General features: G+C 52.7%; 11 protein-coding genes. 5 read left to right on the top strand and 6 right to left on the bottom strand.

The genetic code is table 11. From position 1 onward, the window contains the following. Window positions 1-14 precede the first annotated feature (14 nt). Together EGM51_04270 and EGM51_04275 are read left to right on the top strand one after the other, a co-directional pair. Window positions 15-1,250, top strand: coding sequence for a hypothetical protein (locus EGM51_04270; protein QBG46650.1), 1,236 nt, complete (start codon window positions 15-17; stop codon window positions 1,248-1,250). Then, window positions 1,247-1,663, top strand: coding sequence for a YjbQ family protein (locus EGM51_04275; protein QBG46651.1), 417 nt, complete (start codon window positions 1,247-1,249; stop codon window positions 1,661-1,663). The genes EGM51_04270 and EGM51_04275 overlap by 4 nt, the downstream gene beginning before the upstream one ends. A gap of 4 nt (window positions 1,664-1,667) precedes the next feature. On the opposite strand, the gene EGM51_04280 is transcribed toward EGM51_04275, so the two are convergent. Next, window positions 1,668-2,621 carry an SDR family oxidoreductase gene (locus EGM51_04280; GenBank protein ID QBG46652.1) on the bottom strand — a complete coding sequence of 318 codons (954 nt, stop codon included), beginning with the start codon at window positions 2,619-2,621 and terminating at the stop codon, window positions 1,668-1,670. Between the two features lie 117 nt (window positions 2,622-2,738). Between EGM51_04280 and EGM51_04285 the strand changes: the two genes are divergently transcribed. Both EGM51_04285 and EGM51_04290 read left to right on the top strand, forming a co-directional pair. After that, window positions 2,739-3,713 (top strand): peptidase, encoded by a 975-nt coding sequence (locus EGM51_04285; GenBank protein QBG46653.1) that lies wholly within the window; start codon window positions 2,739-2,741, stop codon window positions 3,711-3,713. A 2-nt stretch (window positions 3,714-3,715) separates the two neighbouring features. Further along, the gene (locus EGM51_04290) at window positions 3,716-4,180 is read left to right on the top strand and encodes a CYTH domain-containing protein (GenBank protein QBG46654.1); all 465 of its coding nucleotides are present in this window, start codon (window positions 3,716-3,718) and stop codon (window positions 4,178-4,180) included. On the opposite strand, the gene EGM51_04295 is transcribed toward EGM51_04290, so the two are convergent. The 5 genes from EGM51_04295 to EGM51_04315 are packed head-to-tail and all read right to left on the bottom strand — an operon-like array spanning window position 4,164 to window position 9,840. Next, window positions 4,164-5,264 carry a hypothetical protein gene (locus EGM51_04295; GenBank protein QBG46655.1) on the bottom strand — a complete coding sequence of 367 codons (1,101 nt, stop codon included), beginning with the start codon at window positions 5,262-5,264 and terminating at the stop codon, window positions 4,164-4,166. The genes EGM51_04290 and EGM51_04295 overlap by 17 nt on opposite strands. Further along, window positions 5,261-5,797, bottom strand: a complete 537-nt coding sequence (locus tag EGM51_04300) for a DUF456 domain-containing protein (protein ID QBG46656.1) — start codon at window positions 5,795-5,797, stop codon at window positions 5,261-5,263. Before EGM51_04300 ends, EGM51_04295 begins: the two co-directional genes overlap by 4 nt. A gap of 8 nt (window positions 5,798-5,805) precedes the next feature. Beyond that, the gene (locus EGM51_04305) at window positions 5,806-7,263 is read right to left on the bottom strand and encodes a leucyl aminopeptidase (protein QBG46657.1); all 1,458 of its coding nucleotides are present in this window, start codon (window positions 7,261-7,263) and stop codon (window positions 5,806-5,808) included. A 4-nt stretch (window positions 7,264-7,267) separates the two neighbouring features. After that, window positions 7,268-7,648, bottom strand: a complete 381-nt coding sequence (locus tag EGM51_04310; protein QBG46658.1) for a heavy-metal-associated domain-containing protein — start codon at window positions 7,646-7,648, stop codon at window positions 7,268-7,270. A gap of 29 nt (window positions 7,649-7,677) precedes the next feature. Further along, window positions 7,678-9,840, bottom strand: a complete 2,163-nt coding sequence (locus EGM51_04315) for a hypothetical protein (protein ID QBG46659.1) — start codon at window positions 9,838-9,840, stop codon at window positions 7,678-7,680. Between the two features lie 169 nt (window positions 9,841-10,009). Here EGM51_04315 and rpoD point away from each other — a divergent pair, with 169 nt between their 5' ends. Beyond that, window positions 10,010-11,971 carry an RNA polymerase sigma factor RpoD gene (gene rpoD, locus EGM51_04320; GenBank protein QBG46660.1) on the top strand — a complete coding sequence of 654 codons (1,962 nt, stop codon included), beginning with the start codon at window positions 10,010-10,012 and terminating at the stop codon, window positions 11,969-11,971. Window positions 11,972-12,212 lie beyond the last annotated feature (241 nt).

The raw sequence follows: 12,212 nt of genomic DNA on the forward strand, positions 1-12,212 counted from the left end.
CAATAAACCATTAAATGTATCATAAGGCAGGATGCAATGGCAATCAATCGGAGCGGCTCTTGCATCGACCGGTCGGGAATTTTCTGTGGCATCCGGGGTCGGGAATACGGTACCTGTTTGGTTTTGATTGCCTAGTTTCACTGAAAAATCTAAAGATAGGTTATTCATTCAATCAATTTACCAACTATGGACGGAACCGTTTTATGACAGAACCAGGCACCATTCTGATGGGCGATGAAGAGGCGATTAAGGCTTCGTATGCAGAGATGAACGAAATTCCGGTTGACTGGGATTTAAGTGAAAAGCCGGTTGAGCCGCTTCGCAAAATGCAGACGACCCTCGCCGGTGAGGCGACGTTGACTGGACCGGGAACCTTTATGGGTAAAGCAATGCGCACCATTACGCTGTCGCCGTCCAATCAGGAGGGGTGGTGGCTGGACCGCACCGATCTGCCGGGGTCGCTGCCGATCCGTGTAGGCATTGCCAATGTCTGGACGACCGGACAGATCGTAAGCAATATTGTACTGCGTTCCGGCAATCCGCATAACTATGTGCGTATGGTGGAGCATCTGATTTCGCTGCGTATGGGTATGGGAATCGATAATATGACCATTAAGCTCGATTCCGGTGATCCGCCGCTTTTTGAGCAGGGCAGTCTGGATGTGGTGGAAGCCATTCAATCGTGCGGTGTGGAGGAACTGGACCGGCCGGTGAAATATTTTACGGTCAAGGAGCCGGTTACCGTGGGCGGAACCTATGGCGATTTCGTAACGCTGTCTCCGCCGAAGAATCTGGAAAACCCGCAGCTGACCATTGACGCGGCGATTAATTTCAACACGGCCCTGGGGAAACAGCGCATCCTTTTTCCGGTCTGCAGAGAACTGACGGAAATGGCGTCGGTTGCGCGGACGAATACATCGAATGCCAAAGTCTGGTACTGCCGGACGATCGGCAAGCTGTTTGCCGATGTGCGGAATCTGGGTTACAATAAGAAAAACGTATCGATTGCCGGGAAAAAACGTTATATCAATGAGCCTCGCCTGGTTCATGAAGGCAAGGCGCTTGAGGCGGTCTGGCATCGTGCTGTACTGGATCTGCTGGCGGCTATTGCACTGATTCCCAATGGGCAGTTTGTCGGCCACATTAAATCCTACAAAGCCGGACACCGCCTAGACTGTGAACTGATGAAGCAGCTGTACCTCAATGAAATGCTGGTACCGCTCGATGATTATCTCAAGGGGGTTGAATGAAATCGTATCGGAAAGAACTTTGGTTTAATGCGCCGAAACGTCGGCAGATCATTCATATCACGCCGGAAGTTGAAGAATGCCTGCGTGAATCGGGAATCCGGGAAGGGCTGTGCCTGGTGAATGCCATGCACATTACGGCATCGGTTTTTATTAATGATAATGAAAGCGGACTGCATTCCGATTTCGAGCGCTGGCTTGAAAAACTTGCTCCGGAAAAACCGTATGGACAGTATGCGCACAATGGTTATGAGGATAATGCGGACGCTCATCTGAAGCGCACCGTTATGGGCCGCGAAGTGGTGGTGGCCGTCACGGACGGAAAACTGGATTTCGGTCCGTGGGAATCGATTTTCTATTATGAACTCGACGGGATGCGCGATAAACGCGTCCTCGTCAAGATCATCGGGGAATAGGCGGTTACTGTTTCAGCAGACCGTCAAAATATTCAATGGTTTTCGCCAGGCCTTCTCGCAGTGGAACTTTCGGTTCCCAGCCGAGTTTTTCTTTGGCCAGCGTGATATCGGGTTTGCGCTGTTTCGGGTCGTCGGCTGGCAGCGGCTCATAGACCAGTTTCGAGGATGAGTTGGTCAGTTCAATCACATTTTCCGCCAGTTCGATCATGGTGAATTCTCCGGGATTGCCGATGTTGATAGGACCGGTGATTTCATCGGGGGAATTCATCAGGCGGATCCATCCTTCAATCAGGTCGGAAACATAGCAGAAAGAACGGGTCTGTGTTCCGTCGCCGTAAATCGTGATGTCTTCGCCGCGCAGGGCCTGCATGATGAAGTTGGAAACAACCCGGCCATCGTGCGGATGCATGCGGGGACCGTAGGTGTTGAAAATGCGGACCACTTTAATGCGCAGGTTGTGCTGACGCCAGTAATCGAAAAAGAGGGTTTCGGCGCAGCGTTTTCCTTCGTCGTAACAGGAGCGGATGCCGATGGGGTTGACGTGGCCCCAGTAGGATTCCGGCTGCGGGTGGACATCCGGATCGCCGTAGACTTCTGACGTCGATGCCTGGAAAACCTTGGCTTTCACGCGTTTGGCCAGTCCAAGCACATTGATGGCGCCGTGAACGCTGGTTTTCGTGGTCTGCACGGGATCAAACTGGTAGTGAACCGGAGAAGCCGGACAGGCGAGATTGTAGATTTCGTCGACCTCGACATAGAACGGGAACGTGACGTCGTGACGCATCAGCTCAAAGTAAGGATTGCTCATCAGGTGTGCAATATTGGCCTTCCGCCCGGTGAAGAAGTTATCCATGCAGATGACATCGCATCCTTCGTCCAGCAGCCGTTCACAGAGAAAGGATCCCAGGAAACCGGCACCTCCGGTTACGAGCACCCGCTTTTTGATAACATTCTTCATAACGAAATTCCCCATTTATTTTTGTTTAGCACAATGGTCCCATCGGCGTAGGTTGAAATTAATTCCAATTCGCAGAGATTTAAGCAATGATCATCTGATTTAAATTTAAGGAGTATTATGTCTGAATCGTTTGCCAAGCCCGTTGTCAGCCGCGATGAATGGATCGCTCGTCTTCCGGACCGGGATAAGAAGCTCTATGCCATGTATTCATCGGTCACTGATTGTATTGTGACAGATCAGGCTGTGATGAACGTGCCGGTGGATGATCATATGGTTCATCGTGGCGACGGGGTCTTTGAATCGTTCAAATGTGTGAACGGCAGTCTGTACAATCTGGAGGATCATCTGGAGCGTCTGGAAAAATCGTGCCGTGCAGTGGGTATTGCGCTTCCGGTATCGCGGGAGGAGATGGGGCGGATTATTATTCAGACCGTGCGTGCCGGCGGACGGCCGAATGCGCTCATACGTCTGCTGCTTTCACGCGGGCAGGGGACGATGGGGGTGAACCCCTATGCCTGTTATTATCCGGAAATCTATGTGGTGGTTTATGAGATGAAGGACGCGAAAATCGGACAGCTGCCGGAGGGGGCCAGTGTGGGGCTCAGCAAGATCCCGATCAAACCGGGTCTTTTTGCCCAGGTGAAAACCTGTAACTATCTACCGAATGTGCTCATGAAAAAAGAGGCGGTGGATATGGGGGTCGATTTTACCGTTTCGCTCGATGAAAACCGGTGTATTGCCGAAGGGGCGACAGAAAATATCGGTATAGTCACCCGCGGTAAGGAGCTGTTCATGCCGCCGCCGGACCGGGTGCTGGCCGGAACGACCGCCCGGCGGGCCATGGAGTTTGCGCAGCAGCTTAAAGCGAAGCGCATTCTGACGAATGCGGAATTCCGGCCGATTAATCTCGGTGCGGTTCGGTCTGCAGCCGAGGTCCATATATACGGAACCACGCCGAACGTTACGCCGGTTACTGTATTTGACGGCAGCCCTGTCGGTGATGGAAAACCCGGGCCGATTGCACAGCGTCTTTTCGAGATGCTTAAAGAAGAGATGATTCCTGACAGCACACGTTTAACCAGGGTGTTTTAATTATGGCTTTTGAAATTGAACGCAAATTTCTCGTGATTTCCGATGAGTGGAAGAATGCGGTGGTTGACTCCAGATCCTGCCGGCAGGGCTATCTGGTGACGGATCCGAAAAAAAGTGTGCGCGTTCGTGTGATGGGGGATCAGGGGTTTCTGACCGTTAAAGGTGCGACTGACGGGTTTTCACGTATGGAGTTTGAGTACGAAATCGACCTCGCCGACGCCCGCTATATGCTGATGCTCTGTGAGCAGCTGGTGGAAAAGACGCGCTATTATATTGAGCATGGAGGGCTGACCTGGGAAGTCGATGTGTTCGATGGGCTGAATGCCGGACTGGTGATGGCAGAAGTGGAGCTTGAATCCGAAAACCAGCACTTTGAAAAACCCGACTGGGCTGGAGAAGAAGTTTCAGAAGACGAACGGTATTTTAACGGCTATCTCTCGAAGCATCCGTTCAGTCAATGGAAATAGACGCCTCCCCGGCAAATCTAAGAATATGATCTGCGGCCAGTTCGGCACCGCCGCCCGGTATTTTTTCCGGTGGTTCCGGGGCGTTTTCTGTATTGGTGAGCGCGCGCTCCAGTTCGCCCGCATAGAGTTCGGCATTAGGGATAAAGGTGTGGCGGCAGTAGCGCTTGATCGATTCAACGAGGATCGGATATTCAAGAAAATTTTTCCGGTCGGAATAGATGATCGGTTTGTTGTTGGCGATACATTCGGAAACGATGCCGAATCCGGGTTTGGTTACCACATAGTCTACCGAGGCCACAATATCGGCAAAGCGGACGAGGTTGCGCGAAAGACAGCGTATGCCCGTTGTGCTCCAGTCGAGCGGTTCAACGGTAAAAAATTCATACCTTCGAAGGTGTGAAACTTTATCCAGAGCCGGACGGTCCAGGTTCAGGGCGGTAAAAGAAAGCAGTACCCAGGTTTTTTGTGGATCTGCGCCGGTGGCTTCCGCAATTCGCTCGCGATTCGGTGTTCCGGGGCTGGCGAGCAGCGGAAGTTCGATCCGGTTGGGGAAGATTTCCATCGATTCGGAAAAAGGCTGTTTAAGCAGCAGATCGGTTCGGCTGTAGACTTCGGCAAATTTGTCGACGAAGCGCTGCCAGCGTTTATCGGTTTCCGCAAACTCGGAGTAGATCCAGTTCCATCCGAAGTTGCCGCATCCAAGGTTGGGAACGGTTTCCTCTTGGGCGGCGGCCAGCGGGATGGCCGGAATATCGGCTACCACAACGCCGATGTTTTCGTTGCGCAGAAAGCGGCGTTCCTGATCGATCAGTTCTTTTTCACGGCTGTAAAGTCGGATCAGGGCCTGAATGGAGGCCTCGAGGTCCACGCGGATGGAGTCTTTCTGAATCAGGCCGACGTCAAATATTCCGGGACGCAGTTCGATGTCGGGGAGCAGACGGCTTTTCATGAACTCTACGGGCAGGCCGGTTTTGACTATGATCGGCACTTCCGGTCGCACGGTTTTCAGAGCGTTGAGTATATCACAGGAGCGGGCGCCGTGTCCGTAGCCGTGCGCGGTAATGTAATAGGCGATTTTTTTCATGAGGTTATCGCAACGCCGATTGCAAGGAGGAGAGACATCAGCACCGTCATGCCGATTTTAAGGAAGATAACGGCCAGTCGCGCAAAAACCGCACCGGTTGCAATGTGTGCAGCCTGCTCCGTTTTTTTCAGTCGGTTCTGTTCAACGAGAAAGGCGAAGATAAAGCTGCCGATCAGCATGCCCAGTAGATTTCCAATGATGGGTAATGGGATCAAACCGCCGAGAAAGAGTCCGGAAAATCCACCCATCGCCGCAGCAATGCCGGCCCGTTTTGATCCGCCGCGCTTTTGTACACCCCAGGTTCCGGCAAAGGCTTCAGCCACTTCGACACCGACACAGAGCAGAGTGAAGAGGATTAAGGTCCCTACGTTTGGAAATTCCGGCCAGCGGTACCAGCTGATCAGTCCGGCGGCAGCAAGTACCAGCCAGGTTCCGGAAAGGGACAGGCAGGAAAGAATGAATGCCGAAAAGCAGAGCAGGGCGGCAAAGGAATAGATGCCGACCGAGCCCAGCGCCTGCCAGTCAAATTCCATGTGCTGCGTTAATCCCGGCTGCAGACCCACTGTACCAGGGTGCGGGCTCCGACGAGGGTGGCTCCGGGAGCCTGATACGGTTTGGCCGATTCCTCCCACGCGGTTCCGGCAATGTCGAAATGCGCCCAGGGAATGCCGTCCGGCACAAATTCCTGGAGAAATGCGGCTGCTGTGGCGGTGCCGGCGCCGCCGGATTTGCTGATGTTGGAAAGATCGGCGAAATCGGATTCCATGTCATCGGTATAGTCTTTAAAGAGTGGCAGCTGCCAGTGGCGTTCTCCGGCCTCTGCACCGTGTTTAATCAGAGTGTCGATCAGCTGCTGATCGTTCCCGAGAACGGCCGATGCCGCAGAGCCGAGGGCCACAATGCAGGCTCCGGTCAATGTAGCGAGATCAACGATCGCCTGCGGTTTGTAATCCGCAGCCAAACCTAGCGCATCCATCAGCACGAGCCGGCCTTCGGCATCGGTATTGAGGACCTCAACGGTTTTCCCCTTGTAGGCGGTTAGAATATCCCCCGGTCGGATGGCATTGGAGCCCGGCATGTTTTCGGCGGCACCCAGAATGCCGATCACGGGTGTTTTGGGTTTGATTTTCGCAATCATCTGCATGGCGGTCAGTACAGCCATGCCGCCGCATTTATCGTAGCGCATCCAGCCCATGCCTTTTCCGGGTTTCAGCGAAATGCCGCCGGAATCGAAAGTGAGGGTTTTGCCGACCAGTACAATGGGGCGGACCTTTGTGTCCGTGCCTTTGTGCTCGAGTATGATCATGCGGGGTTCTTTGGCGCTGCCCTGGGAAACGCCGAGGATTCCGCCGCATCCTTTTTTCTCAAGCGCGGTTTTATTCATGATCCGGCAGTTGAGGCCGGTTTCTTCGGCCATTTTACGGGCCCAGTCGGCAATGGATTCGGGGGTGGCCTGATTGCCGGGCATGTTGGCGATATCGGCCGTTGAAACAAGTGCTTCGCCGTGGGCTTGTGCTTTTTTGATGGCTGCACGCGATTTCACTTTTCCGCAGAAGGTCAGCGAACAGGCCGGTTTTTTTTCTGCATCCGATTTGTTGATGTCATAGGTGTAGGTTCCCCAGGCGGCACCGCGGCCGGCGAGGAGATGGTAGCCGGCTTCGGAAACTCCCTTGAGTCGGATGGATGAAGCCATGGCAAAGGTTTTTAACCCGGCGGTTTTCCCTGTGCGTACGGCGGCGGCAGCGGCCTGTTCGAGCAGGGCGTTATGAAAATGTTCGGGTTCTCCGAGGCCGGTGACGATGATCTGTTTTCCGTCCATCGGAAAAACGGCGGTCTGTCCGGCTTTTCCTTTGAAGGCGGAGGTTTTAACGAGGGCGTCAACCTGCTTTGCAAGTGCGGTATTCCCGGCGGGAAGCAGGTTTTCCGATCCCTGGAAAAAAAGGATGAGTGCGTCTGTTCTGATGTCGGCCGGTGAGGCTGAGGATACTGAAATTTTCATAGATCTATTGGACTCCTGCAGGAAGTTTTACATGGGGGTTGGCGGGGCGGTTGTTGACGGCGAAGCCGGCGCGTGCAATGGCTTCTTCAAAATTCATTTTCCGGATGGTGCTGCTCTGGTATTTCACGGTCATGGTCCGTGCCGGCAGATCGACGCTGCTGCTGACATAGCCCGGAATGGCTTTGAGTCTGTTTTGGATGTATGCTGCCGCAGCGGATGTTTTCATATCGGGTATATGATAATCGGCAGAGACAATTTCCTTGCGAAAGCACCAGAACATGAAGGTCGGCTTGGAGTTCTGTTCTGTTAATCGGGCTTCATCGTCTTTACAGCCGCTCAGCATTAGCAGTGCGAGGGTTGAAAAAAATAGAGCTTTGCATTTCATGGTAAACCTTTCTGAACAGAATTTGTGTGTTACTCTAGTTCATGCATCAGTTGATATCCATAAATATCCCGCCATTTTGGCGGAGTCTTGAAACCTTCGGCGATCAGTAGGCGGAAGCCGCTGACCTGATCGACGAGCGAGGGAAAAATCTCTTCGAAGATGTAGCAGAATTCATAATAATTACGATCCGCTTCCTCAAAGCGACCCTGAAGCTGGAGGGCAAGGCCGAGGCCGATCATGGGGCCCGGGCTGTCGGGATGTTTTTCGCGGACCCTTTCGTAAAGTGTGGCGGCGTCGGCATAGCGGCCCTGCAGAATAGATAGGTTGGCGGCCAGCAGCATGGCGTTATCGGCATTGTCGGGATAAAATTTAATGATGGCCATACAGCTGGAAAGCGTACCTTCGATATTCCGCTCCATATAGGCACTGTTCATCTGCGCTTCGAGCATTTCCAGCGGCGGCGGCGCATTAAGCGCGCTGTAGATCAGGCGGACGCTTATGAGGGCGAAGAGGGTGGCTGAGATTATAATCAGGTCGCCGCGGTCGGCTTTGGCTTTCCGCATGAGTTTGAAGATATATCCGGAAACGGCACCTTTGGCGTGGTAGCGGTATTGGCGGATGGCCTGCACATTCATAATGAAGGCGCCGAGTACGGGGTTGATCGGCAGGCGTTTTTCTTTTTCAACGGCCAGTCCATGCCATTCCACAAATCCCTGTAGTGTGATGCGGGAAAAATCGTTGAGCAATTGTCCGTTCGGATCGGCGGTTTTCAGGGCCTGGAAAACAAGCAGCTGCTGGAGCAGCGGGAACGAGTTATCATCCATTGCCGATTTCCGCCAGGTCAGGACACTCAGCCCGCCGGGCAGCTTTCCGGATTCCTTCACTTTTTCAAGTACGTTGATTTTATAGGTGTGCGGAAGGTCCGGCCAAAGCAGGGGAATGAATGATGGAAATCCGCCCAGTGTACCCTCCCGGTCCCGCAGGAATGCGCGCGTGAAGGCATTGTCTTTCGGGTTCCAGAAGCGCTTAATAATATTGTTTTCAAGTGTGTTGCGTTCCGCCTCAAACAGGCCGGTGCTGGAGGTATGCTGTGCGGAGGCGGAAAGCATACGGTTCAGTGCATCAATTTCCGCCAGAAGAAGAACGGAAAGATCTACCGTTGCCAGATCGGTTTTATAGAGCTCGGGAGAAAGGCACTCCGCCGAGTTTTTCCAGCAGTGAATGCCGGTCCGTTTGGGGTCAAAATGGTGGAGCATCCATTGAATGTGCCGCCGGAGCAGGGGGAGGACCGCGTTCAGAAAATCTTCATTTTTCCGGGTGTTCCATACGGTTTCGACGGTCTGGGCGAGAAGCGGTTTGGGGGCCTCAAGTGTGGAGTGGGCGGCATGCGGGGTAAAGTGGACCGGGATGGCTCCTGCACTGGTCTGGACTTTAAGGGTGCAGAGCAGGAGTTCTTCCGCCATCTCTATATCCAGCAGCTGCCAGGCCCGGGCCAGTGCAGGTATTTCGTTGATGTCCATCATCGGAATATCGGTGGATGATGCCTGACACCAGTGCAGAGGAATGTTTCCTTCGGGAGGACGCAGCGCTTTAAGCATGGATTCCGCACTGATTACTGCAAGCGCATCGTGATGCTGCATTTCTTCGAAAAGCGATGCCGCACCGGATCTCTTCTGAAGTTCGTTCTGAATGGCGGAGTCAAAATCGTCTGAGAGATAACGCTCTGCAATGCGTTTTGCTTCCGGTCGCAGGTGAGATTTGGTGATCAGGCAGAAATGCTGCTTTTGCACCGCCAGAAAAACCAGGTCATCTCCGATCTCAATCCATTGAAAGAGGTCTTCCTGGATTACCGGTTGTTCGGATATCAATGCGGGCGGAGCGATGCCTTCGAAATGTCCCCAGGCAACACCCGGTTCCGGAGACAGAACTTCGATGCCGGCTTTTTTATTTTTTCGAATGTGGTATGCGCAGAACCCATTGAACAGGAGGTTGGTACGGCTGTTTTTCGGGGGCGCGGTCTGCAGGGCCCATTCCGGTTGGTCGGTGTTGGCGGTGATATGGCCGGAGGTCTCCAGGGTGCGGAAAAACCGGTCAGAGCTGCTGGAGCGGTAGCTGGCACTGCAGCCGCGCGGCTCAATCGACCAGCCCGCTATCCAAGGGTGGGCAGGATATGATCGGAAGGTAAATTTCATCCGGCAAATAGTGTTTGCTGCGGGGGAATTCTTCAAGTCAAATAAACCTGTGAAGCATACGTTCATATTTATGAAGGTTAAGGTTGACGGAGGGGCCGAAGTTGCTGTTTATTACTCGCTTTCTTCACTATAATAGGTGGACTGTATACTTTTATAAATAAGGATCAAAATGGCTGTTTCGAAAAAGAAGACCTCTGCGAAAAAAACTGCTGGTACTCAAAAAAGCTCTAAAAAAGCCTCGCCCGAAAAGAAAACAACCAAAACGATCACTGTCGCCAAAAAAGCCGCCGCACCAGGTGCGGCAAAGCTGGTTCCGGCGAAGAAGACCGCTAAAAAGGCTCCAGCCAGAAAAACGGCTGCTAAAAAGGCTCCGGCAAAAAAGAAAGCCGCTAAAAAAGCCGAGGTGGCAGAAGCGAAACCTGCAGTGGTGGATGTGCCGAAAACGCAGGAACAGAAAGTTGCAGCAACTGTTGCTGCTGTCGACGAAGCCACTGCCGGCGGCGTCTCGCTGATGGATCGTGAAGAGCGGAATGACCGGATCAAGGAGCTGATGGCTCTGGCGTCGGAGCATGGCTTCCTGACCTACGAGGATATCAACGAGGCATTCCCGGAAGATTTGGTGGTTGTTGAGGATATCGATAAAATCGTCGGACTTCTGCAGAGCATGGAAATCGACATTATTCGTCAGGACGATGTCGAGGAATATCAGGCCCGTCTGGAAAAAGAGCAGGCCGATAAACAGAGTGCGCGTTCAGATGTACTTGATGACCCGGTGCGGATGTATCTCAAGCAGATGGGCCAGGTTCCGCTGCTGACCCGTGAGCAGGAGGTGGAGATCTCCATGCGGATTGAGGAAGCGGAAATTGCAACCACCAGCATGTTCAATCGGCTGGGTTGTGCAAAGGATGCTTATCTCGGTGTGATCGAGCGTCTTGAGCAGGGCAAGGAGCGTTTTGACCGGATCATTTCGGATAAACATGTGGACTGCCGTGAAGACTATTTCAACGAACTTCCCAAGGTGTTGAAGGGTATTGATCGCAACAGTGATCTGAAGCGAAAATATTATCTGGAATACACCAAGGCGAAGAAGGACAGCCCGGAGTATAAAAAGGCGGTGAAAAACTTTGAGAAGGCTCAGGCGCGTCTTTCGGAGTATTTCAAGCAGCTCCATTTCAAGCAGAAAGCCATCGAGGATGTGGTACCGGAAGTGGATAAATATCATCAGAAAATGGTCCATCTCCAGGAAGAGGTTGAGCGCCTGAAAAAAAGTCGTGCGAAAAGTGCCGGTGCTGATCTGCGAGCTGTCCGCAAGGAGATTAAAGAGCTTGAAACCTATCTGAACATGGAGCAGAAGGAGTTCGAGAAGCACTATGCGGAACTCAAAGTATGGTTGCGTAAAGGGCTTAAGGCCAAGACCGAAATGATTGAGGCCAACCTTCGTCTGGTGATTTCGATTGCCAAAAAATACACCAATCGCGGTCTGTCTTTCCTTGATCTGATTCAGGAAGGGAATATGGGGCTGATGAAGGCGGTGGAAAAATTTGAATATCGTCGTGGGTATAAATTCTCCACTTATGCCACGTGGTGGATTCGTCAGGCGATCACCCGCTCAATTGCGGATCAGGCCCGTACGATCCGTATTCCGGTTCATATGATTGAAACCATCAACAAACTGATGCGGATTCAGAAACAGTTGCTGCAGGAGTTCGGCCGCGAAGCCACTCCGGAAGAACTGGCCGATGAAATGGAGCTGCCGGTCGAGCGTGTTCGGGCTATTCTGAAAATTGCCCAGCAGCCGATTTCGCTGCAGAGCCCGATCGGAGATTCCGATGATACGCATTTCGGCGATTTTATTGAAGACAAGTCGGCGGAGAAACCGGATGAAATGACGGCTTTCAGCCTGCTGAAAGAAAAGATCGGGGATGTGCTGATGACGCTGACCGATCGTGAGCAGGAGGTGCTGACGCTTCGTTTCGGTTTGGTGGATGGTTATCCGCGTACGCTGGAGGAAGTCGGACGGAAGTTCAATGTGACCCGCGAACGTATCCGTCAGATTGAAGCGAAAGCACTGCGTAAAATGCGCCATCCGACGCGTATCCGCAAACTGGAAGGTTTTCTTGACGGCGAATAGCCTGAAACCTGTAGAAGAAGATTTAGAGATCCGCCGCTTTCTAAGCGGCGGATTTTTTGTGCGTCAGACATGATATGTAGCTGGAAAAAAATTTCCAATGAGTCGTGATGAAGGAGAACTGGGCAGTTGAGTAAGAGCGTTGCTGTGAGGAGGGATCTGAAGGAATTTTAAAGCGAATTCTTGATGCCGCGGAGAGGAACTGCGGGCAGAACCGCTTGCCGGGTGCTGCGAACCGAGGCCG

This window comes from Verrucomicrobia bacterium S94 (assembly GCA_004299845.1).
Lineage (GTDB): Bacteria > Verrucomicrobiota > Kiritimatiellia > Kiritimatiellales > Pontiellaceae > Pontiella.